Annotated in this window: 16 protein-coding genes; 2 read left to right on the forward strand and 14 right to left on the reverse strand. The window is 42.0% G+C overall.

Going from position 1 to position 25,353, the window contains the following annotated elements:
• Positions 1 to 38: 38 nt before the first annotated feature.
• From ACRWQN_RS09980 to ACRWQN_RS10045, 14 genes are all read right to left on the reverse strand, one after another.
• Complete coding sequence (locus tag ACRWQN_RS09980) at positions 39 to 1,637, reverse strand: MFS transporter (RefSeq protein ID WP_434937516.1); 1,599 nt, start codon at positions 1,635 to 1,637, stop codon at positions 39 to 41.
• Positions 1,638 to 2,003: 366 nt separating this feature from the next.
• Entirely contained in the window at positions 2,004 to 3,992 is a 1,989-nt protein-coding gene (locus ACRWQN_RS09985; protein WP_434940634.1) for a glycoside hydrolase family 97 protein, read from the reverse strand.
• A 324-nt stretch (positions 3,993 to 4,316) separates the two neighbouring features.
• Complete coding sequence (locus tag ACRWQN_RS09990; protein WP_434937518.1) at positions 4,317 to 6,110, reverse strand: protein adenylyltransferase SelO; 1,794 nt, start codon at positions 6,108 to 6,110, stop codon at positions 4,317 to 4,319.
• Between the two features lie 252 nt (positions 6,111 to 6,362).
• The gene (locus tag ACRWQN_RS09995; protein ID WP_434929854.1) at positions 6,363 to 6,560 is read right to left on the reverse strand and encodes a CPXCG motif-containing cysteine-rich protein; all 198 of its coding nucleotides are present in this window, start codon (positions 6,558 to 6,560) and stop codon (positions 6,363 to 6,365) included.
• A gap of 460 nt (positions 6,561 to 7,020) precedes the next feature.
• The gene (locus tag ACRWQN_RS10000) at positions 7,021 to 7,869 is read right to left on the reverse strand and encodes a PepSY domain-containing protein (RefSeq protein ID WP_434937520.1); all 849 of its coding nucleotides are present in this window, start codon (positions 7,867 to 7,869) and stop codon (positions 7,021 to 7,023) included.
• A gap of 34 nt (positions 7,870 to 7,903) precedes the next feature.
• Positions 7,904 to 8,386 carry an FMN-binding protein gene (locus ACRWQN_RS10005; RefSeq protein WP_434940635.1) on the reverse strand — a complete coding sequence of 161 codons (483 nt, stop codon included), beginning with the start codon at positions 8,384 to 8,386 and terminating at the stop codon, positions 7,904 to 7,906.
• Between the two features lie 211 nt (positions 8,387 to 8,597).
• The gene (locus tag ACRWQN_RS10010; RefSeq protein ID WP_434940636.1) at positions 8,598 to 9,773 is read right to left on the reverse strand and encodes a porin; all 1,176 of its coding nucleotides are present in this window, start codon (positions 9,771 to 9,773) and stop codon (positions 8,598 to 8,600) included.
• A gap of 346 nt (positions 9,774 to 10,119) precedes the next feature.
• Positions 10,120 to 10,524, reverse strand: a complete 405-nt coding sequence (gene mscL, locus ACRWQN_RS10015) for a large-conductance mechanosensitive channel protein MscL (protein ID WP_434937522.1) — start codon at positions 10,522 to 10,524, stop codon at positions 10,120 to 10,122.
• 611 nt (positions 10,525 to 11,135) lie between these two features.
• Positions 11,136 to 11,732 (reverse strand): tRNA (pseudouridine(54)-N(1))-methyltransferase TrmY, encoded by a 597-nt coding sequence (gene trmY, locus ACRWQN_RS10020; RefSeq protein ID WP_434937524.1) that lies wholly within the window; start codon positions 11,730 to 11,732, stop codon positions 11,136 to 11,138.
• 224 nt (positions 11,733 to 11,956) lie between these two features.
• Positions 11,957 to 12,823: a GGDEF domain-containing protein gene (locus ACRWQN_RS10025; protein ID WP_434937526.1), complete on the reverse strand. Its 867-nt coding sequence runs from the start codon at positions 12,821 to 12,823 to the stop codon at positions 11,957 to 11,959.
• Positions 12,824 to 13,151: 328 nt separating this feature from the next.
• Positions 13,152 to 15,104, reverse strand: coding sequence for an alpha-amylase family glycosyl hydrolase (locus ACRWQN_RS10030; RefSeq protein ID WP_434937528.1), 1,953 nt, complete (start codon positions 15,102 to 15,104; stop codon positions 13,152 to 13,154).
• A gap of 62 nt (positions 15,105 to 15,166) precedes the next feature.
• Positions 15,167 to 17,125 carry a glycoside hydrolase family 13 protein gene (locus ACRWQN_RS10035; RefSeq protein WP_434937530.1) on the reverse strand — a complete coding sequence of 653 codons (1,959 nt, stop codon included), beginning with the start codon at positions 17,123 to 17,125 and terminating at the stop codon, positions 15,167 to 15,169.
• 261 nt (positions 17,126 to 17,386) lie between these two features.
• A complete protein-coding gene (locus tag ACRWQN_RS10040; RefSeq protein WP_434937532.1) occupies positions 17,387 to 18,886 on the reverse strand; it encodes a tryptophan halogenase family protein in 1,500 nt (499 codons plus the stop codon).
• A gap of 81 nt (positions 18,887 to 18,967) precedes the next feature.
• Positions 18,968 to 21,691, reverse strand: a complete 2,724-nt coding sequence (locus ACRWQN_RS10045; protein ID WP_434937534.1) for a TonB-dependent receptor — start codon at positions 21,689 to 21,691, stop codon at positions 18,968 to 18,970.
• A 500-nt stretch (positions 21,692 to 22,191) separates the two neighbouring features.
• Between ACRWQN_RS10045 and ACRWQN_RS10050 the strand changes: the two genes are divergently transcribed.
• Together ACRWQN_RS10050 and ACRWQN_RS10055 are read left to right on the forward strand one after the other, a co-directional pair.
• Positions 22,192 to 23,847, forward strand: coding sequence for an alpha-glucosidase (locus ACRWQN_RS10050; RefSeq protein WP_434937536.1), 1,656 nt, complete (start codon positions 22,192 to 22,194; stop codon positions 23,845 to 23,847).
• Positions 23,848 to 23,953: 106 nt separating this feature from the next.
• Entirely contained in the window at positions 23,954 to 25,222 is a 1,269-nt protein-coding gene (locus ACRWQN_RS10055; RefSeq protein WP_434937538.1) for a sugar MFS transporter, read from the forward strand.
• The last annotated feature ends 131 nt before the right edge of the window (positions 25,223 to 25,353 follow it).

Here is a 25,353-nt window from a genome sequence, read left to right on the forward strand (position 1 = left end):
CTTTATAAAACGGTGACTGATTGTTTATTAATTACTTATTATTGAGTGTGTTTGTTTTGATCAACAAATAGCACGGCTATGCCTGAAATCATCATAAATACCCCACCTAATACCACGGCATATATTGGCTGACCATCAAAGAATATTTTCAGTAATAATCCTAAAATACTGGCGGCCAACAGTTGGGGTATCACGATGAAAAAGTTAAAAATGCCCATATATACACCCATTTTTTTCGGTGGAATAACCCCCGATAACATGGCGTACGGCACAGATAAAATAGAAGCCCAAGCGAAACCGACACCTATCATCGGGATCCACAATTGAGTCGGGTCTTTAATAAAGTAAAAACTGATTAAGCCAATGCCGCCTAAAAACATATTGATAGTGTGAGTAAACTTAATGCCGACAGCTTTGGCTAAAAAAGGAATAATGATTGCCGCAATGGCAGCAAAGCCATTGTATGAAGCGAATAACATGCCGACCCAATCAGCGCCGTCATTATAGGCTTGGGTAACCACGTCAGTAGAACCATAATGATATGAGGTGACCGCGGCTGTGGTGTAAATCCACATGGCGAATAGGGCAAACCAGGCAAAAAACTGTACTACAGCCAGTTGTCGCATCGCTTTTGGCATGTGGAATAAGTCGTCAACCACGTTAAACACTAATCCCAAAGAACTGCGTGCTTGTTGGTTCTTGTTTGCCAGTTTTATTGAACAAATGAGTTGCAAAGGACCAAAAGCAAAAATGCCTAAACTTAAGATATAAAGCTGTTTATCGAGATCTTGAGTCACAATGATGGCAGTAAATATTGCCCCAATCGCCATCCAAATCATTGCGCCATTTCGATACTGGCTTACGCTGCGCTGGTTTTCCACTAGCGGTTGCTGTTGATCAGTTTCTTGCTGATGAAAATCCGCCAATTCTTCAGGAGAGTATTCTTTACTGGACACAACTGTCCAACCAACAGCTAGAAACAGTACCGCGCCACCAAAGTAGAAAGCGTAGCGTACTGAGTCGGCAATTTCACCCGCAGGTGCGGTATTGGCGACATCAAAATAATTAGTCAAAATATAGGGTAATGCTGATGCAATTACCGCGCCGACACCAATAAAAAAGCTTTGCATTGCATAGCCCTGGGTGCGTTGGTTTTGCGGTAAATTATCGCCCACAAAAGCGCGAAATGGTTCCATGGCGATGTTAATTGAAGCATCCATAATCCATAACATCCCCGCGGCGATCCATAAGGTTGGCGAGTGGGGCATAATGAATAACGACAGAGTGGTAAAAATGGCACCGATTAAGAAATAAGGACGACGGCGACCTAAAAAGTTCCAGGTATTATCGCTTAAGTAACCAATAATGGGTTGAACGATTAATCCGGTGAGCGGTGCTGCAATCCATAAAATAGGAATGTCGTCTATCTCAGCGCCTAAGGTTTGAAATATTCGGCTGACATTGGCATTTTGCAGGGCAAAGCCAAATTGAATGCCTAGAAAGCCAAAACACATATTAAATATTTGCCAAAAATTGAGTTGCGGCTGAACCTGTTGGTTATTATTTTTTGAGCTATTACTTTTTTGAGTATGGCTTTGCTGACCTAGCTCTTGCGATATATGGTTATTTGCCGACATTTTTTATCCTTATTATGGGTAGGCGGTTGTTCAGTCGATAGATAAAAAAATGGCGAATACACATCTCCCTAAGACGGGTATTCGCCAATGACCTAATATCCTTATTCAGCAAACAAAACGCTAAACAAAGTTAATCGAGGTACTCCAAAGCCGATACTTGCCATAGTCTGGTCAGTATCAGAAACGACCTAGCCTTCTTCATCTCCACAAGCGAGAGCGAATTTAGCAGGTTTTATAGTAGCCTCGCTGTCTGGATTTGCACAACTGAATACATACGTATTCATCAATTATAGGTAACTTAAGTAGCACATTCTCGCTACATTTTTTAGCTTAATACTCAAGCCAATATTCTTTAGCAAGTCTATGTTATTTAATTAATTTAAATCTAATCGCAGTACCACCACTGGCGGCCATCGTTAGTGTCAGCTTGTCTTTAGCTGAAACCACTTTTTGTTCAATAACATAGTCGTATGGGTTAGTTAACCAATCAGCTTTATCACCGTCACGATAAATTTGCGCCTGGTATTGTGTATTAGGGGTTAAAAAATCTAACGCCACTTCGACACTGCGCGGTGTTTCATCGGTTAATCCACCGATAAACCAATCATCACTTTTACGTGATTTACGTGCAAAAACCACATAATCGCCGACTTCGCCAGCAAGTGCTTTTGATTCGCTCCAATCGGTTGGCACATCCAAAATAAATTGAAATGCATCTAAACGCTCAACATAGTTACGCGGTAAGTCTGCCGCCATTTGAATAGGACTATAAAGCACCACATAAAGCGCAAGCTGCTTCATTAATGTGGTTTGTACCCGATTAACCGCATCTAAGCCTTCAGGCGCAAGATTGAATATGCCAGGGGTAAAATCCATCGGGCCCGACAACATGCGAGTGTAAGGTAAAATGGCCGTGTGTTCAGGGTTATTAGGTGGCGAGCCCCATGCATTGAACTCTTGGCCTCTAGCGCCTTCACGGGCTATCCAGTTAGGATAAGTACGGCGAAGCCCAGTATCTTTAATCGGTTCATGGGTATTAATGCTAATACCGCGCTTAGCCGCTTCGGTGACACTGTGAAGGTACTCATTAACCATAAACTGGCCGTCGTGCCATTCATGGCGGGTAATACCGTGTTCATCAACCCGTTTAATATCACCACCATCGGCCACATAGCCGGTTTTAACTTGAGTTACGCCATGCTTTTTGTACAAATCATAGGCATCACTCATTTGTTTACGGTAATTAGTGACTGAACCTGAGGTTTCATGGTGACCAATTAAGCGCACATTTTTACTTTTGCCATATTGGCTAATCCCATCAAGGTCAAAATCAGGGTAGGCTTTAGTAAAGCTGAACACATCACCGTTATCAAACCAACTGCCGTCCCAGCCTTCATTCCAGCCTTCAACCAATACGCCATCAAAACCATACTTGGCGGCAAAGTCCATGTATTGCTTAGTTTCACTGGTGGTCGCGCCATGTTTAGGCCCGCTGCCCCAGGTGTTTTCATTTAAGTGCATACCCCACCAAATACCCACGTATTTACCCGGTTGCACCCATGACACATCACCGAGTTTATTCGGCTCGTTGAGGTTAATAATAATGTCTGAGTTAAGCAGTCCTGGGGCATCTTTAGCAATTTGAATAGTACGCCAGGGTGTTGAAAAACCTGGCTGGGTTTTAACCCTAATACCGCCGGACCAGGGGGTTAAATCTGCGCGTAAAATACCATCACGACCTTGATTAAGTACCATAGCCGCATAGTCGGTGAGGGCGGCTTCATGGATGCTTAAATGCACGCCATCAGCGGTTCTAAACGTCATTGGCGTGTGGGCTCTATCGATTTTATCCAGCGAGGTAGTGCGGTATAAATACTCGTAACGGTTCCAGCCACGACCGGGGATCCACCATGCGGTAGCCGTTTGCGGATTAGGTATGGCAAATTCAGTTAATTCGTCAGTAATATCCAGCTTGGGTGTTTTAGCCAGTCCAGCTTGTTTTGGCACTATGTAGCGAAAACCAATACCGTCGTTAAAGGCTTTAAATTCAATATCAAAATCGACTTTGCCATTACTGAGCGTCGCGACAATACGATTGTAATGATCACGCACATTTTCTCGCTCGCCCCAAGGTAGCTGCCAGGTTTGATCAACGCTGTTACTTTTAACCTCTTTAATGCTGAAATCAACGCCAAACTCACCCAACTGCTGGAATACCAAGCCCAGTTTGCTTGGGTTAACCACGGTGTTACCGTTAAATTTAACCTGATATTCAGGACGACCATTGTCGTCTGTCAAACTGACTGAAATGTGTTTATCAGGGGAGACGACGTTTACTGTTTCAGCTTGCGCCATGTTTGGAATGGCCAAGCTGAAAACTGCTAAAGCACATGACAAGCTAATTGCGCTAGGTGTAAAGCTTACATATTTAGCTATGCCAGCATTGTGAGTTGTTGTCGAGGCCGTTGAGTGAGTTGATCCCGTTGAATGAACTAAGCGGGTTAATTTAGTGAGCTTAGGTAATTTAGTTGAGCCAGATAAAGAAGCGTGCGCCATACAAAATCCTTGTTGTTTATTATTTTATTTATGCAACAAGCAATATATGACGCTTTACGATTTTACCGCAAAGATCTGCATACGTATTCAGCGCTTATTCCTGATCGACCAGCTCCCCTTGGCTTACGATGAGCAACTTAAGTGCGACAGGCCACCGATCGCAAAAAACTCAGATGCCTTAAGTCGATAAAACTTATCTTCCACTTGTTTAGGCTGCTCGGCATAAGGTTGAGTCATCACAGCCTGCAATTCTCTAACTAGTGAGTAATTGCTTTCGTTTGCTTGGGTGTAGGCTGGCACCAGTAACCATTCACGCAGAGTGTATTTTGGGTTAACCAGTGTCATCTGCTTAGTTATTTCATCATGGGTGCGAGGCTGCGCTGAATTGACATTGTTTTTTGCATCTGCACTTTCACCAGAACTCACATCAATATCCGAATCAGCTGTGCAACCCAGTAATGACTGCCACTGGCTTAACCAGGCTGACCAGCGCTGCTCAAATCCTTCGGGAGCGTGATGTAGATCCTGGTAAAAACTTTTTTTCAGAGGGGTAATATCGGCAGGTAGTGCTGAGAGTTCGCGGAAGAACAAGGTGTAATCAACAGGTGTTTGCACCATAAGCGTTTCAAGCTCTGTAAATAGCGAAGCATTGAATGTGTTAAGCCCAAGTTTAGCGGCCCACATCTGCTGCATTTTTGTTTGCATTTCGCTCGAAAAGCCATTTACTAACTGTTGGAGTTGCTCTAAGTCATTGGGTGTACTGACTAATAATGGGCTTAATGCCTTGCAAAACATCAGAAAATTACGTTCTGCAGCCACGCCTTGATTCAAAAACGCAAAGTGCTGACCGCCGCCTGTCCAGGGTTGATATTGTGGGTTAAACACATCGCAAAATCCGAAAGGACCGTAGTCGAGGGTGAAACCACCGGCGGCGCAATTATCACTATTAAAGTTGCCTTGGCAATAGCCGACGCGGATCCAGTTTGCCACCAATGAGGTTAGGCGGTGACGGAACTCGCTTGCTAGCAGCAACACTTTGTCGTTGATACTAAGCTGTGAGTCGATTATATCAGCGTATTCACGATCGATTAAGTGTAATACCAGTTGTTCAAGCTCAGCCATTGCTTGCGGGTGCTCTTGTTTGCGGGCACGGCGACCGAAAAGCTCGAGTTGCCCCACTCGAATAAATGAAGATGCCACACGCGTTGAAATCGCAACTGCCTCCGTAATCATTCTGTCAGGATCTTGCGAACGCGAACCCTCAGAGTACCACGGCCGTTTTACCGTCTCGGTTTTCGACACATACAAACTTAGCGAACGCGATGTTGGTACACCCAGCGCGTGCATGTGCTCCTGTGCTAAAAACTCACGGACACTTGAACGTAACACTGCACGACCGTCTGCACCGCGACAATATGGCGTGCGACCACCACCTTTAAGCTGCATTTCCCAGCGTTTTCCCTTTATGACAGCTTCAAATACAGACATAGCGCGGCCGTCACCATAGCCGTTACCGGTTTTGAACGGGCATTGTTGAATGTATTCAGTGCCAAAGATAGACAAAGCATAGCCACTTGCCCAACCAAGTTTACTCATGGGTGCTGGCACATTTGAGAGGTCGCCGGAAAACATATTCATAAAGTCGGCTGACTGCGCCATGCTGTCTGCAAAACCCAAATCTCTAAATAAGCTGTTGCTATGCACTACATATTCGGGGTTTTCGATAGGCGTCGGTTTAATGGTGACGTAGTGTCCGCTAAATACTTGGCGCGGCGCATAGTCGATGCCATTTTCTTTTGCGTCAGGATCGCAGTTGAGCGTATCCATGAATGAATAGTTAGCCAATTTAGTGAGGTCGTCGATGGTATTGACGGTCTCGGCAGTTGCAGAAGTGTCCTGGGAGAGTTTATGTGTCATAGGGGTACCTGGATGATTGAGTGCAAGGGCTATTTCCCCTAGGGTATTGCGCATCGACGATTTTTCGATTTATTAAATTGTGGTTAGTATACTAGATATCATTGTTTCACAGCCAGTATTGGTGGTATCGCGTTGATACCGAGTCTGGCTGTGGCATGTATTTGATCACAATCAATTATATGTATTTAATAAACTTTTAAAAACTCGAATTGCTTTGGGATTAGGCCGAAATTATCGCCATTTAATCAATGATTAGTAAGCTTCGTCTTCACCATAAACATTAACCGTCAGTTCGCCATTAACGCTTTCAGAAACCAGGAAATTAATGGGTTTACAACACACCTGGCAATCTTCAATGTACTCTTGCCCCATGTCGGATGAATCAATCAGAATGTCAATAGCTTCACCACAGTAGGGACAATCTATAAGCTGCTCAGTTAATTGGTTCAATTTGATATGCTCCTGAATGGTCTAAATCTTGACTGTAAAGTAATTATCTGACATCTAGTGAAATGACTCTTATGTTGATGTCAGCCACTTAAGTTACTTCTCATTTGTTACTTATCGTTACTTATCATTTTATATTGGTAGTGGTAACTCAATTTATCATCTTTTTATTCGAAGAGGGGGGCAATTTTAATACTTATTCTGGCATTAAATGTTTAAAGATATATAAATCGCTAAGTACCATAAATGGCGAGCAGTAATCAGGTGCTAAAAGCGTTAATCAAGCTTACGCAGTCATGCGAATCATACGAGTAGGGGCACTCGGGCAGAGACGGCAATTATTTTTGATCCCAATTATTTTTCGATCTAACTATTTTTAACTCTAAGTGTTTTTGAATTGATGTGTTTTAGAATCTAAGTATTGTCGAATACAAGCGTTTATGACAGGAAATTGTTGATGATTTTAGCGCTGTTTTGCCCAAATCCACACACCGCTGCTGGCAACTAACAACAAGGCGAGGGCGAATAAATCCCACAACCAGATTGTTAACGCACCAAATAATCGACCACTATGTAAGTCTAGCATGACTCGCTCCCAGGTTAAGTGAACACTACGGGCATTGAGCTCGATAGTTTGCCATTGTGATGGCACTAATTCATTTTTAGCCATTGGGGCTAACCAAGCAAAATCAGCATTGGCTGGTTGTGGCGACCATTCCAGTAAATCGACATCACTTAAAAACAGCCCTTTAGCAGTATTTATCCACACTCCAGCATCAGTATTAGCCAGAGCCAATATGCCCTGTGGAAGTCCGGTACTTGGGCCTTGGGTTTCGTAAAGCTCACCAGCTGCTGAAAACAAATACACATGCTTAGCATCAACGGCCACCAGGGAGTTTCCAACCTGTGTAGCACCAATTATTGGTAACTGACTTTCCAGAATAAGTTTGTCTTTCAGCCAGAGTTGGCGGTCTGTAGCCGCCACTAAAACTTTACATTGGGAAGGCGATGCCGCATTAGCTGTCACATTGGCGTCAGAAGCAGATCCTGTAATCGAATCAAGGCAAAATACCGTTATTTGTTGCGGTGCATTGATGCCGTAATAGTCCAGCAACCAAGCCTGTTTCACCTTGGCTGTATCTAGGTTGAAGTCTTGGCTATGATTAATGGCCACACCTGTGAGGGCTAATAATAGAATAAACAAGCCACTGAATAGACCAAGTCGACGATGCCAAGGACGCAGTGCTCTGAGGATTTGATATTTAATCCCTTGGCGTCTCAGTTGTTGGTTTGGGCGTCTACTTTTTGTCATTACCTTTGCTCGTCATATCTGTCATTGTTATGGACTAATTCTCAGCTTTATTAACATGGGCATCGAGCCACAGTGCAATACGGGATAATTTGGTTAAGGCGCGTACAGACAAGGTTGCCCCAGTAATGCCATCAATATGTCTGTCGAGCTTATTATCAGCATTAAGCTTGGCAGCCTTAAATTGGTCGGTAAAAAAATCATGGCGCACCTCATCACCGCGGCTTTCACGGTAAACTAGCACTTTTGTCTGAGCTATCTCAGCAGCCTTGACGTGAATGCCTACCGTTATCAGGGCTTCTTTACCAATTTCATCCAAAATCCACACACTGGCGTCATCTTTTTGCCAATAACGCACCCGCATTTTATTAAAACTGTGGGATAAAATATCTTCAATAGCCGCTTTGGCTTCATTATCAAGCCAAAACACCTTAGCTTTAGGTAATTCGCCTGCAAAAGCCTGTTTGATAAAATCCTGAGAAGATAAATATTGAGTGGTTTCGGCCTGAGCCTGAGGCATTAATAAACTGATACCAAGTACGATGCAGTAAAGTAATCTCATAAATCAATGGAGCTCTTAGTTAGGGTCGACTAATTAGAATCGGTTTAATTAGGCACTATTGAAAAAAAGGCACATAAAACAAAGGTGCCTATCATACTGAAAAAATGATAGCCACCCCAAGTGTTTTATGTGATTAAGCCCAAAGGCTTATATCCACAGACTCAATTACTTAGAATTGATAGCCAACGCCTAAGTTAAAGCCGTCTGAATCAGCGGCGCCGCCGATGTTTTCATAGTCTGCTTTAAAGACTACGTTTTCATGTAACCAGTAGTTAATACCTACGTTAGTTTGCTTTTTCTTAGTGTCTGCATCGTCGCCCGCATTGTTGTCCCACTCGTTGTAACGAGCGAATACGCCAAATTGGTCATTAATGCGATAAGAAGGCTCGATGTAGAAACCGTTTTGCTTATCACGGCCTAAGGTTTCAGCTTCTTTACCATCGATATCCCATTGAGCGTAAAGCGCTTTAACAGAGAGTTTTTCGATGTTGTAGATAGCATGAGCTGTCATTAATGTCGCTGATGCAGTATCAACGCCGGCTTCACCCTGGGTTAAATCTGATTGATATTGTACCGTCGCTGCAAGCTCAAGACCCGGCACCGCAGTGTACTTAACACGGCCGGTATAAGCTAAATCTTCGCCTTTGGCTTCAGAGACTTTTTGGCGACCGTTACGGATTTTATAACCTGAATCTTGGTTTAGATAAAGACCTGAAGTCACAGCGGTATCAAACGTAATACCAGGAGCCGCTTTAATATTTAAGTTAAGACCACCTTCCCACCACGTTGCTGGGATGATGTCTTTTTCAACAGGGTTACGCTCAACACCGTAAAAAGTTGTCGGTTCGTGAGTTTCGTTGATAATACCCACTGGCATCAGGAATAGACCCGCTTTACCGGTGAACATGTTATTAAAGTCATGTTCGATATAAGCTTGCTCTAATTCCACTTCGCCTTTTTTGCCTTCACCAGCAATTGAATGCTCAACTTCTAATTCAGAGAAGAAACGTGTTGTGCTGTTAAATTCATGGCCCACAAATAATACGAAACGGTGGAAATCGAATTCTTTCTTATCGGTGTTATTCAGATTGTTAGAGATGTTGTTGTAGTGCAATTCACCGTAACCACCGATAGTGGTGGCAGATTTGCTTGATGCAGTAGATTCAACAACATCAGCGGTTTTTTCCACACGTTGTTCTGTCTGTTCAAGGCGTTTTTCTAAGTCTTTTAATACTTTTTGCTGCTGTTCAATAATTTTACGTAGCTCTTGAGTCTCTTGTGACGCAACGGCAGAGTGGCTTGCAAACATGCCCAATAATGCTGTGGCAAGTAATGTTTTCTTCATCATTTTCATCTCAATTAATAGTAAAAGTGGAAATTACACGGATTCTACCAATTGATATGAATAATGCAAACTATTCGTATTTGGAATTATGTTTAAGATCACATTAATATAAATAATGTAATATTAACAATAAGATAAATTTCTGTTTTTGATGACAATATCAAGTCAATTTGGTTCACAGAAAAATAGATGACCTTAACTCGATTAAATTTCAGTGGCTAATCAGTATTAGCCACCTTTTTCCGTAATCGAGGGAGCTTGCAATGAGCGCTATTTTACAATGCTTAACAATGTAAGAATCAAAGGGGTGGCATCGATTGCGATCATTTTTAGCTAGCAGGAATCATCATGATTTAGCTTTTAATAAATCACGTATTTCCGTTAGTAATATTTCCTGTGCAGTCGGGGCTGGTGGTGCTTTAGGCGCTGCCTGTTCTTTTTTCTTTAATTTGTTAATGCCTTTTACAATCACAAATATTGCCAATGCAATGAGAGTAAAATCAATAACGGTTTGGATAAAAGCCCCATAACTTATCACCACAGCTGGCGCATCACCAACCGCATCTTTTACCACAATGGCTAAATCAGTAAAATTTACTCCACCTAATAACACGCCTATCGGAGGCATAATAACCCCCGCAACTAATGCAGTGACAATCTTGCCAAAAGACGCGCCTATGACAATACCAACAGCCATATCAACTACATTGCCTTTTACTGCAAAATCTTTAAATTCTTTCATCATGCTCATCGTTCTATTCCTTTATAGCTGAAAATCGATTATGTGATTATGTGATTATGTGATTATGTGATTTGTAAGGTATAGATGACTTATAGGGCAGGGTCTATACCACGTCAATTTTAGTCGGTAACTTTCACATTACATAAAAGACTAGAGGAATTTATTTTTTATGGTAGTTTTTTTATAGACAACGCCGGCTAAGCCTCTGCTCTGATGCGCCTTTTAAAAGGCGGCGAATGTCTTTTGTATTGCTGTGATGATAAATAAGGCACTCGCCAGCGACTCTTACAAGGCCGGTAAAGCGTGCTCTAGCATGGCGCAGCGTATTACCTCACGGCTCAATGAGAGTAAGTTAATGTGAAACCTGTATGTTAATTTTTATCTGAGGATATGATTTGTTTTTATAAAAATGCAGCTGGAACATTTGGCGGTGGAAGGAATATTTTAGAAAGCCCTTGTAGATGTTTATTAAGAAATAAAAAACCACCATTTGATGATGGTTGTGGACTAATCATAGCGGTGTCACCGTTATGCTAACAGGACATTGTTGTCATACAAAATATCCCTACGTCAAGTCATTGAATATGGAATAATAAGATTTCTGCCTTAGCCAATATCCATTACAATCTCATGTCTAACTCATTGTGAATTAACAACACACACTGAGATGCAAACAGCATTTTAGGACCCAAATTGATATGTTGGGTGCCAAGACGCTTTAAACTATTAAAGCTCTTTTTAGGCATGGGAATATGGTCAGTGAGTAGAAAGCACGCATTATGAGCAAACTCGACTTCCCGTACTGGGGTGCCTTTTTTCTCCAACATATACAGCTGATAATGTTCAGCTAACTCTTGGATTAACTTTTCAAAACTGACAGTGCGCACAGTAATACCAGATTCAACGACACGGGACTGCTCTTTACTCATGCCTTTAGAGGCATCTAACGCTTTGGCGATTTTAGCGGTGAGATTTTGTTCATGAAAGCCGCCAATATTGCGCAGTTCGCTTGAGGTAAAACTGATGGTGCGGGAAAAGTCATTAGTGCTTTCAAGCACCAAATGCACCACTACATCGCCGCGGTATGATTGCGCCACAAAAATCGTGTTCATTAGTACGTGGGCTAAAATCTCGGTGTGGGCTTCTTGGCCAATGCCTGCTAGAAAAAGTTTGCTGTCGACGGGAGCCGCTCTGGCTCGTAAAACAAAGGCGCGCATGAAAATATCCTATTGAAATAAAAAGACGCAAAAAACACCGATAAATTATGAAGGCTATGCGCAATATTAGGATTCGCATAAAGATAATAAATCCTCATGGCATTATCTCAGTTTTACTACAGGCTGTAACGCTAAAATTGATTTAAGGGTGTGTTTGATTGATATAGGCAGAAGACGATTTAAGCCGTTTGTGAATGGTATTAATCAAAAGGAAAGGGACTCTGTTACTCGTATAACACAACGCAATTACGCCCATTTGACTTAGCTTGATATAAGGCTTGATCCGCACTGTCAATTTCTTTTTCAAGGCCACTTGAGCTAAAAGCATGGTAAATGCCGATACTTGTGGTGCATTGAATGGCTTCGTTATTACATTCAAATGTCAGTTGTGCGATGTGTTGCCTTAATGAATTTGCGATAGCAATGGCTTCATCCTTGGTCACATTCGCGAGGAAAAACAGAAATTCTTCTCCCCCCCAACGGGCTAAAATATCGTCTTTTCGTACTTGAGATTTTAATGACTTTGCCGCAGCGGCTAATACTTGATCGCCACACGTATGGCCGTAATTGTCATTTATTGCTTTAAAATGATCGATATCGAGTAACAAAAAAGCACGACCTTCTGACTTTTTAGGCTTAAATGTGCCTGTTATTCTTTGGATAAAAGCGCGCCGATTTAGCAATCCGGTTAATTGATCCGTTTCTGCTTTACGTTTTAACTCGCTGATTAGTTGCAGGTGTAAATTCATCCATCTATGGATCCCAAGGCTTAAAAGAATAAAGCCTGAGGTTTTTAAAAAATCATCAAGGTTACTGTTACGAACAGTACTTTCTACAAAAAATTCTTCTGTTAAATCCATAAATGCAGACATGCTGTAAAAGGCTGAACCAAACAGCATTAGCCAATATATTTTCGGAAACACTTTGAGAGGGTTGATGTAGTACATTACCGCAAAACACGCGATCAGCATCGCAATTTCAGCAACGAATTCAATTAAATCTTCAGGCCAAGCAAAAGTATAAATAGTGACTTTGTAAATAAAAGCCAAAACATAAAGCAATATAATGGTGTGTTGGGTTTTATATTCCATAAGCGCCCTAGGCATTGAAACCGTAAAAATTGGTTATCTTGCTATAATATGTTTTTCATTACGTTGCTTTAAGCATAGCAATAAGTTTAAATATTGCTGCGTCGATAGATTGATTAATACTTATTTCTTTGTATGTTTTGGGTTTTGGTCTTAGAGGTATTAATGAGAGTGATGGTATTGGGTGAGGCTAAATGACATTGCTATTTATTCAGCCTGGCCAATTTGTGGTAATGATTATTACCTACAAGCAATGACCAGCGATGGATGGATTGCCTTTGACTTCATCCCCCAGCCAGTTTTGCCAAGCTAGGGGATACAGTAAAGATGCCTATGGTGAAACGCTCAATATAACCGACTCTAGTGGTTGTAAGCTGATATTAATTGTGGCATTACCCTGCTTTTGTGGTGTTAATTTTAGCTGATATGTCGATCCGCTCAGTAAGTCAGTTAACTTAACGTGAGTATGAATGTTCCACTTTTGCATAAGGTTTTTTGGGAGTTCAAGGCTAAATTGCTTGGCTTCATGCTGGCTAAAGTTACTGGCTATAATCAATTGCTGCTGCTGGTTATAGCGGCTAAATGCAAACACTTTATGGTCATATCCGACCACGTTAAGTTTGCGCTGATATGTATCTAACTCTTGATACTCACCTTTTAATGCTGTTGCTGTGTGGCTTAAATTTAATAGCCGTTGATAATAATGGCGCAGGGCTTTTTCTTGCGCTGTTGATTGTCCTCCATCAAATTTGCCGTTATTCATCCAACGTTGATGCGCCGGTACGCCAATATAATCAAAAATACTGGTACGAGTCGGCTGACCAAAGCCTGCGTGTTCAGCGCCTTGTTCGCCAACATCTTGTCCGAAGTAAAGCAAAGTGGGGGAGCGGCTAATTAAGGTTGAAACCACCATAGCCGGTAAGGCTGCTTCTGCTGAACCCGCAAAGTCAGTAGTGTTAATCCGCTGTTCATCGTGGTTTTCTAAAAAGTGCAGCATATGGGCTTCAATGTCGGCGACTTTTACCTGGTCGATAGCAATTTGTGCGGTACTAGCCTTATCTTGAATGATGTTTTTGAGGGTATCGTATAAATCGACTTTATCGTACAGATAGTCCATTTTGCCTTGTTGAATATAGGCGCGATAAAGACTTGGGTTATACACCTCGGCGAGTAAAAACGCATCGGGTTTGGTGTGTTTAATGTGACTGTTGAGATAGCTCCAAAATTCTACGGGCACCATTTCGGCCATATCGTAACGAAAACCATCAACCCCTTTATCTAACCAATATTGAGTGATGTGCTCAAACTGACGCCATGAATCTGGAATGTCCTTATTGGGTTGCGACTGCCAGAATAGATAATGTCCAGCAGCTGATTTTGTGTCAAAGTCATTAGGCAAGGCAGGGAAGTCATGGCTGCCATCGGGCTTAATACCATAATTAATTTTGACTGTTTCATACCAGTCATTAGCGTCCGGTTTGGCTAATCTCGAGCCATTACCTGTCCATTTTGCTGGTGACTCAGTAAATAAGCCGTCACTCAGTGGATTAGCATCGCCGCCAAGTGGTTGATATCCATTGGCTGGGTCAGGGACTTGAAAGTTTTCGCCAACGACATAATAGAAGTTGTTATTTTTACTGTAGGTTTGAGTTTTATCATCTTGAGCGCCAAAATCTTCTACACCTGCGGGCGAGGATAAGGATTGATAATTACGCGCCACATGGTTGGGTACAATATCGATAATGACCTTCATTCCTTGCTGATGGGTGCGGGCAATGAGCGATTCAAACTCGGCTAAACGGTTGGCTGGGTCATCTGCTAGATCAGGATTAACATTGTAATAATCTTTTACTGCGTAAGGTGATCCCGCACGGCCTTTGACTACGTCAGGGTCATCGTTTGCTATCCCTATTGCAGTGTAGTCATTAATGACGCCGTGGTGGGGAACGCCTGTATACCAAACATGGGTTGTGCCTAACGACTTAATGTCTTGTAATGCCACATCGGTGAAGTCGCTGAATTTACCCACGCCGTTTTCGTCAAGAGTACCCCAAGGCTTGTTGGTTGTGTTGGTATTGCCATATAGGCGGGTGAACACTTGATAAACCACTGCTTTATGGGGCAGTTCAGCGGCAATGTCAGCACTTTGATTTTGTGCTGATGTGGTATCAATAATAGATCCTGTTGCAGAAGGCTTGTCACCAGAGCAAGCCGTTAAGCAACCACTGAGGATGAGTAAAGTGGATACACGAGACAGAGTTAAGGGTAATGGCGTTAAATTCATATTAGGATTCTTATTGGTTAACGTATTTATTGATTTTAAATGCTGGCATGTGTCAGTCACGATTAATGTTGTCTACTGGAAAGTAGCAGAATGGTGACGCCTTTTTGCGTTAATTTAAGGCTTTGTTCTAATGAATACGATTGTGATGTCAGAATATCTTTGACGATGATAGGTTCTGCACTCGGTTCATTACCGGTAATACTTGACTGAAATCGAGCTAACTCTAATTCAACCACTTGCTCATTTTTGTTATAAATGATCATTAACGTTTCATCTTCGGCTTGCCTAAATTGCACATAAACGCCATCTTGGGGCGCATAATGAGTGAGTTTACCTGCCGTAATCGCTTCAGACTGCTTACGGTAATTGAGCAATGTTCGCGTAAAGTTAAGTGCATCAACTTGAGTGGCGGTGAGATTGGTATTTTCTAACACGCTGCGGTTATCACCATTCCAACCACCTGGAAAATCAGCCCGAACCGCGCCGTCATTTCGGTCTTTTGTGGGGCTGGTCATCGCCACTTCAGTACCATAAAAAATTTGTGGAATACGGTTACTGGTTAGCACGTATGCCATGGCCATTTTGTATAACGCCATGTCTTCATTTAACAAGCTGTATAAACGATTAGTGTCATGATTACCCTCAAATAACACCAACTTTGTTGGGTTGGCATAAACCACATCATTGGCGAGCATTTCATATAAGTTTATTAACCCAGTCCCCAAATCTTCTTTTTCGTTTAAACTTGAAATGATTTTTTCATACAAAGGGAAATCCATCATGCTTGGTGAATATGATTGATAACCGTCTTTATTGTTTTTGCCTGCTTGCCAATAACTGACCGTGATGGGGTTGGCGGTCCATTCTTCACCGACGATATTAAAGTTGGGATATTCATCCATTACCGCTTTAGACCACTTTGCCAAAAAAGCTTTGTCGGCGTAGGAGTAGGTGTCTTCACGAATACCGCTAAGGCCTGCATATTCCACCCACCAAATACTGTTTTGAATTAAATAGGTAGCTAAATAGGGATCGCGCTGATCCAGATCAGGCATAGTGTCGGTAAACCAGCCGCTTTCAAACTCTGCGGTGTCTAATGCTACTGCATAAGGGTCTTGTACTGTGGTGCGTCTGTGGCTGGTATAAGTGATATTTTTAGCATCTTGCTGCCATTTAGCTTGGCCGTTAATCCAGCTTGAGGTGGGAAAACCTAGGCCATATGGCTTCATCCATTGATGGCCAGAACCCATATGATTAACCACCACATCTTTAATGATGCCAATGCCAAAAATGTTGGCTTCTTCTACTAAGGATTTATATTCTTCATTACTGCCAAAGCGTGGATCAATGTTGTAAAAGTTGGTGGCCGAATAGCCATGATAAGAATACTGCGGTTGATTATTTTCAAGTAGTGGGTTGATCCAAAGCTGGGTGACGCCTAAATCTTTCAAGTAGGGCAGTGCTTTACGAATACCCATAATGTCACCACCATGGCGACCATCTTTATCGGCTCGATTAACCTGTTCAAGCATGTCAGGGTGGTTATCATTTTCCGAATTGCCGTTAATAAAACGGTCGGGTGTAATGAGGTAAATTACATCTTTATTGCTAAAACCTTGACGGTTTTTAGACTCTTTCTCTCGCGCTAAAATAGGGTATTCAATACGTTGTATGAGCGTATTATTATCATAAAGCCCAATCGTTAAGTTTTGTGGCGGTGCATTGGTCAAATCTAAGTTGATAAATAAGTGATGTTGGCTTTGTGAGGCATTAACATCGACTAAATTTATATCGATTGCGTGAATAAGCTTTACCTCAAATTGGCTTATGTTTTTGCCGTACACTAATAGTTGTAATTGGCTATTGTGCATGCCAGCCCACCAGGACTCGGGCTCCACTTTGAACGATTCAATTTTTATTGGACTGATGTCTGCAAATGTATGAGCGCTGAACAACACAGTGGCACTGAATAATAAGCCAGTGATAAGAGAATAAGCCTGCTGGTGTCGAGTTAATTCCATGGGGTACCTTATTAAATTTAGTCTTTAGTTAACCTCAGCTCGGGATAATAAACGCTTACCAAACAGCCCTTTGTCTTGCTAACTGCGTTTCATTAACGTGCAATAGGCCAGCTATTGACGTGTTAATGCGCCTTGTTTTCAAAACAAATAGCAAGTTTGCTAAAAAATAAGCTAAATCTGTTGAATTCAGCTTATTGAGCTCATCTCTTAACTCGAGTTGAGGTTAGTTATTTTTGTAATCAACAATTTTTTGCTCATTATTTACAGCTTGTTAATAAAATGCCCATGTTCAGGCATTGCATCAACAGTTCGGCCTATGATGGTTTTTATATTAGACAGAAACTCCTGCAAATCGCTGTTTTGAATGCTATTAGCCAGTGGGTTGAAATCCTTTGGCGTAATGCCTTGGCCTAACATTACTTGCACCCAAGCGGCCTCGGTAAATAACTCATCTTGATGGCGAGTCACTGTCCCTGTTGCGGTAAATAAATCTATCTTCTGTTGCAGTGATTCAGGTATCGCCATTTCGCGGCATTGTTGCCATAAATCCGCTTGTTCAGCGCACTTATTTTCCCGCTGATTTAGATGGTAATGCAGAATGATAAAGTCACGAATTTGCTCAAACTCTGTTTTTGACTGGCGATTAAATTCATCAATATTGGCTTGTTGAACCCCATTATGGGGAAAAAATTTGCTGAGCCGAATAATGGCGGATTGAACCAAATGAAGGCTGGTTGATTCCAGCGGTTCTAAAAATCCACTTGATAATCCAATGGCGACACAGTTTTTGTGCCACTGCTTTTCACGCCGGCCAGTCTTAAAGTTAATCTTTCTGGGTTCGGTTAATGGTTTACCGTCAAGATTGTTCAATAACAGTGCTTTGGCATCATCATCGGATATAAATTTACTGCAATAAACCAAACCATTACCGGTACGGGTTTGTAATGGTATACGCCATTGCCAGCCTGCATCGTGGGCAATTGATCGTGTATAGGGCGTGAGTGTTGCTGTGCGTTCACATTGCACAGCATAAGCACTGTCACAGGGGAGCCAATGCTGCCAATTTTCAAAGCCAACGTGCAATTGTTTTTCAATAAGCAGTGCGGCAAAACCAGAACAATCGATAAAAAAATCGCCGCGAATACACTGATTACCCTCTAATGTGACGGATTCAATATTACCGTTTGGGGTCAATTGAGTTGAGGTAATTAATCCTTCAATCCGTTTAACGTTGAGGTTTTCGCTGTATTGGCGCAGTAATGAGGCGTAAAGACCGGCATCGAAATGATAGGCATGGGTAATACCGGCAAGTGGTGAGCCTGCAACCTTGTCCATGACGGTAAATTTATTGGCCTTAGCTGCCTGATAATTGAGTGAGTATTGCCAAAAGTCGCTATTGTCTAACGGGTTTGATTTTAGCCAGTAATGATGAAATTGAGTAAAGCCAATGTCTTTACCTATGTCGCCAAAGGCATGCATATAACTTTGTTGTTGCTTGCCCCAGTTTTCAAATTCAATACCTAATTTAAAGGTGGCTTGGGTGTGTTTAATAAAATCAGTTTCTTTAATGCCCAGCACACTATTAAATATCTGTAACGGAGGAATCGTTGCTTCGCCAACGCCTATGGTGCCAATGTCCTCTGATTCGATTAAGGTAATGTTGAGCTGTGACTTAAATAGCCGAGTGAGCATGGACGCTGTCATCCAACCCGATGTACCGCCGCCTACAATTACAATGTTATTGATTTTATTGTTATTCATAGTAATCGCCTTATTTGATATTACCTTTAAAGTAAAAAAGCCCCTGTAACAGGTTACAGAGGCTTTTTTGTCGCCGCTAGATTAGAACTTGTAGTTCGCACCTAACATGAAATTGCGACCGTAGTTTTGATAGTCACGAACATGACGCGCATCTTCACCCGTATATGAAGTGAATGGCTCATTGGTTAAGTTGTTCACTTGAAGTACTACTGATAGACCGTATAAGGCATCAATTCCACTTTCAGTAAAGTCATAACCCACTTGCGCATCAACCACGGTTTCAGCTTTAACGTTAACATTTTGACGAGTCAAACTGATTGCCGTGACTTCACCTAGGAAGTCGCTACGGTAACGTGAGCTAACACGGGCTTCAAAGCCTGAGTTTTCATAGTAAACCGTTGCGCTGAATGTTTTTTCTGATAAACCAGGCAATGCAGTTGGATCACTTTCAGCGGTTTCTTTTACTTCAGAATCGTTGTAAGCACCGCTTAGTACTGTACCAAAACCCGTTAGTGAATCAGCAAATAAGCCGAAGTCTAAAGAGAATGTGGCTTCGATACCTTGTACATAACCGCCGTCACCATTTTGTGGTTGCGATACAACACCCAATGGGTTGTCGCCTGGGTTTTGCGGTAAAATTGTACTGAAATCAAATACAGCCTGTTGATTGTATACGAAGTTTTCTAAGTCTTTGTAGAATGCCGCTACTGCAAAGTAACCTTGGTCACTAAAGTAGTTCTCGTAACTTATGTCAAACTGACGGGCTAACCATGGACGAAGTTCAGGATTTCCTGCACCACCAGACCAGTTAATACCGTCATTTGGATTTTCATTGTAGCTAAAGTTAACGTTAGCATTCATTTGATCCATGCGAGAGCGAGTTAATGTACGCGCTGCGGCAAAGCGGATCATTTGGCTGTCAGCAATTTCAAAGCCTAAGTTGATACTAGGCAACCACTCAACATAATCATCGCCCGCAGTGCGTGGCGTCATGGTGACTTCGCCATTAGTAACTGTTGCCACAGTTCCGTCAGAGCTTTGCTTAGACTGTACTGCTTGTAAACCCAGGTTACCGGTTACTGGAATATCAAATAATTCAGTTTCTAAATTACCCATCACGTATGCAGTGGTAATTTCTTCACTTACAGCCCAAGAATTGGTTGCACGTGATAAATCAACATTTGCTACGTCAGTTTCAGTATAGTTACCGTCATTATAGAAGGCTAATGAGTCATAGCTGAGTACATCACCCATACCAAAGAAGCCAAGTGATGTAGGTGATAACAAGTATTGATCTGGCACTGTCATCATATAATTAGGATCAGTACCGTCATAACCTTTAAGGGTTAAGTAGTAACCTTTGTCTAATTTTGTTTTGTCACGCTCAGTGTAGTTCACACCAAACTCGATACTGCGGAAAGCGCCGCCATCAAAAACATACTCAGCACTTAAACGAAAAGACTGTAATTCATCTTCAATTTCAGGTTTGTTAATAAAGCCATCTTGAGTATTAGCACCTAATGGGCTGCCCCAACCAAGTGAATCGCCAAGTCTAATTACGCTAGGATCAGCATAATTTAGGCTGTGGTTGAATTCATAACCACCATTACCATTATTCACAAAACCTAAGTCGTCAACTGCACCAACACCAGTGCCACGGCCTGTACCACTGTAACTTTCCATACCAATGTCGGTTCGGTCAGCTTTAGACAAACCAATGTCAGCTGTTACAGACCAATTGTTATTAATTTGGAACTTGTTATTCCAACCAATAGATAATGATTCTGCATCACGCTTGTTTACATCGTTACGCACCACAACTTCTGCGCCACGAATTACGCCTTCAGTGACTAAGCCGTCTTCAGTTTTAGTCGCTTCAACACCGCCGTTAGAACCCCAAGCAGCAGGAATTTCAATACCACGTAAACGTTGGTCATCGGTAAATTTAGAGTAGTAAACATCTACCACAGAATGGAAAAAGTCATTTGGTGCATATTCAAAAACGGCTAGCACACCATCACGCTCAAGTTCACTTGAACGTACAAATGGCTTAGCGCCGCCTAATACACTATCACCAGCAGCATTTTCTGGGTAACCCCATGCTTGCCAGCGTTCTTCTTGGTTAGGCGATTGCATACGCGCATAGCCTAAAGCAATACCAATAGTATCATCAGCAAATTGGTCGATATAAGAGATGCTGCCGCGATAACCTTTGTCTTCAGAGCCGCTGTTAAGTGCGCCTAGGTCGTTCATTTCGCCACGTAAGCCGATAGCAAAAGTTTGCTCGCCGTGTGCTAATGGGCTAATAGTTTGCATGTCAACCGTGCCACCAATGGCTTGGGCCATCACAGAGGCGTCAGGTGTTTTGTATACAACGACTCGGTTTAATAATTCTGATGGATATTGGTCAAACTCGACACCACGGTTATCATTCACAGAGGCTTGTTCGCGTCCGTTTAATGTTGCCGTGGTGAAATCTGGGCCCATACCGCGAATAGAGATAACGTTTGCACGTCCATCAAGACGCTGTGCAGATACACCAGGTAAACGGGCTAGTGACTCAGCGATTGACACATCCGGTAATTTACCAATGTCTTCAGCAGAAATGGCTTCTACGATAGAAGATGAAGACATTTTAAGTGATTGTGATTCTTGTAAACTGCGGCGAATACCTGTGACTTTTACCACTTCGATATTTTCATCGGCAGTGGCTGCGGCATTCACGCCGTCAGCAGCATAAGCACTGATGCTTGCTCCTGCAGCAACTAACGCTAATGTGAGTAGGCTTGGTTTAAATAGCAACATTCATCGTTCCCCTTTTACGACGGCTTAACCTTGATATATCGAGTTCAAGTATTAGCAATCTTTTTGATTTTGGTTACAGTCTTTATTGTGTTTTTGTATCAGCATACTTAATTGACTGCAGTAAGTGCTGAAGTTATGACCAAATTGTTGCACAACAGTGACGATACTACTCCTAGGATTGTTTGACCGACAATATTATGCATACGTATTCAAAAGCTTTGCGGTGATAAAGTTGTACAGAGTTTACATTTTGCTAACCTGAATTTGATGTCACTAATATCACTTAAGCCTATGTATACATTTATGATATCGCAATTTTAGAATGGATTGTTTTCAAAGTATTTTTATGCATACGTATGCAGGTCTATTGAACCTCATTTCCCTATTCACGTATCCTCAATGCCACAACAATATAACGATGACGTGTTATAACGCCGCAACATGTGTTTAACATCATTAAAGCAGTGGGTCGATGGTAAACATCATTTAGAGGGAATGTTATGGGTCAAGTAACCTGGTGGCGTGGCGGAATAATTTACCAAGTTTATCCACGGAGTTTGATGGATTCGAACGATGATGGCGTGGGTGACTTACAGGGGATCATTGCTAAGCTTGACTACATTTCTAGTCTAAATGTGGATGCTATTTGGATTTCGCCTTTTTTCAAATCACCGATGAAAGACTTTGGTTACGACATTAGCGATTATCGTGATATTGACCCTATGTTCGGTACCATGGCTGACTTTGACGAACTGATTAATAAAGCTCATCGTTTAGATATTAAGATTATTATCGATCAGGTACTCAGCCATACTTCTGATCAACATGCATGGTTTGAAGAAAGTCGCCAAAGCAGAACCAATCCTAAAGCTGACTGGTATGCATGGGCTGATCCTAAAGATGATGGCAGTGCACCGAATAACTGGTTAGCTATTTTTGGTGGTTGTGCTTGGGAGTGGGAGCCTCGTCGTCAGCAATATTATTTACATAACTTCTTAAAAAGCCAACCGGATTTAAACTTTCATTGCGCCGATTTACGCCAAGCGGTACTAGATAATGTCGAGTTTTGGCTTAAAAAAGGGGTTGATGGCTTCCGTCTTGATGCAATTACTTTTTGTTATCATGACGAGCAACTGCGCGATAACCCTGCAAAACCCAAAGATCAGCGCCAAGGTCGTGGTTTTAGTGAAGACAATCCTTACGCTTATCAATATCACTACTATAATAATACCCGTCCGCAAACCGTTGGCTTTATTGAACAGTTACGTGCATTAATTAATCGCTATCCAGGTGCTGTGACCTTAGGTGAAGTTTCTTCTGAAGACTCGTTAGCGACTATGGCTGAATACACTCAAGGTGACGATCGTTTACACATGGCTTATAGCTTTGAACTGTTAACCGATGATTTTAGTGCAGCCTATATTCGTCAAACTGTTGAAGAGTTAGAAGCCAGCATTGGTGATGGCTGGCCATGTTGGGCAATTGGGAATCACGATGTACAACGTGTGGCATCTCGCTGGGGTAAAGGTGAGACTAATACTGATTTAGTTAAAATGCTTAATGGTATGCTGTTTTCATTGCGTGGCAGTATTTGCAGTTATCAAGGTGAAGAATTAGGCTTAACAGAAGCGCCTATTGAGTTTGAACAGCTTCAAGACCCATTTGGCATTGCATTTTGGCCGATGTTTAAAGGCCGCGATGGATGCAGAACGCCGATGCCTTGGAGTAAAACTGCAACTCAGGCTGGATTTTCTCAAGGGCAACCTTGGCTACCTATTCCACCTGAACATGCTAACCAAGCTGTTGATGTGCAAGAAATGGATCCACACTCAGTATTGCACAGCTACCGTCATTTCTTAGCGTGGCGTAAAAAACAGACTGTATTGATAGAAGGGGATATTGAGTTTATTGATGCACCTCCGGCAGTGTTAGCGTTTAAACGATACAATACCGATAAAGCTATGCTGGTGTTATTCAATTTAGCCGCTGAAACTGCTTATTTTGACTTAGATGCTTTGGCACTAAGTTCAGATGTGCCAAGTTCAGTTACGCTAGGTGATATCCACAGTGAGCATGGATTGCTTACAGGAGAGATTGATGGCTCTAAGCAGATAGAGCTGCCGCCATTTGCTAGTTTCTTTGCTGATTTATTATAAATATAATAATACGCCGTTAACCTCATTGTTAATGGCGTTTTAGTTAATAACCGCACTTAATAAGCTTAAGTGCCACAATAAAAACAATAAATAAGAGACCTTAATTATGGCTTCAACAATAGCAGGTGCAACAAATACCTCTGTGTCGGGTGGCAATGGTAGTTACCGTTTTGCGCTCGTATCATTAACTTCACTATTTTTTATGTGGGGGTTTATTACGTGCTTAAACGATATTCTTATTCCCCATCTTAAATCAGTATTCTCGCTGAGCTATGCAGAAGCAATGCTCATTCAATTTTGCTTCTTTGGTGCCTATTTTCTAGTGTCACTTCCAGCAGGTATGTTGGTTAAAAAGTTGGGTTATCAAAAAGGCATAGTCACAGGATTAGTGATTGCCAGTATTGGTTGCCTATTGTTTTATCCTGCTGCTGCCTTAGCCGTTTATGGTCTGTTTTTAGGGGCGTTATTTGTTCTTGCTTCAGGCATCACTATTTTACAAGTTGCGGCTAATCCTTATGTCAATGCATTAGGCAGCGCTGAAACCGCATCAAGTCGACTCAATTTAACTCAAGCGTTTAATGCCTTAGGAACTACAGTGGCGCCTTTTTTTGGTGCGGTATTAATTCTATCTGTTGCTTCAGGTGCAACGGGTGACTTAAGCCATGCTCAGGCAGAAGCTGAAGTGGTAAAACTGCCTTATTTAATTTTGGCGGGTATGTTGGCGCTACTTGCGGCTATTTTTGCAAAAATCACGTTGCCCAAAATTGTTGAACATAATGAACCTGCAGATGCCGCCGGTAAAATTAGCCACAACGGCAAAACCAGCGCTTTTCAATCGTTACATCTTGTTTTAGGTGCTGTGGGTATTTTTGTTTATGTGGGTGCAGAAGTCGCCATTGGCAGCTTTTTAGTCAGCTTTTTAGGTGAAGCAAATATCGCTGGATTAAAAGAAGCCGATGCCGCTAACTATATTGCTTATTACTGGGGTGGGGCAATGGTAGGGCGCTTTATTGGCTCCGCCGTGATGCAAAAAATTCCAGCGGGAACCGTGCTTGCGTTTAATTCATTAATGGCAGCGGCTTTAGTGTTAGTGGCGATGAATACTGAAGGCATGCTTGCCATGTGGGCCATTTTAGCGGTTGGCTTATTTAACTCTATTATGTTTCCGACTATTTTCAGTTTAGCGTTACGTGATTTAGGCCCACATACTTCACAGGGCTCAGGCATTTTATGTTTGGCTATTGTTGGCGGCGCAATCATCCCATTATTACAAGGTGTTATGGCCGATAGTATGGGCTTACAACCTGCGTTTATTTTACCCGTGATATGTTATGGGTTTATCTTGTTCTATGGTGCAAAGGGCTCAAAAATGTAATTTAGGTTACATTCATTAGCGACTAGGCTATATGACTATGTAAAGCGACCATTTAGGTCGCTTTTTTATTGCTATCAGTGGCGTAAATACCTATGATCGACGCAATTATGTTTCTGTTTTTTCATTGTGTC

The organism is Shewanella sp. HL-SH8, assembly GCF_051165765.1.
Lineage (GTDB): Bacteria > Pseudomonadota > Gammaproteobacteria > Enterobacterales > Shewanellaceae > Shewanella > Shewanella glacialimarina.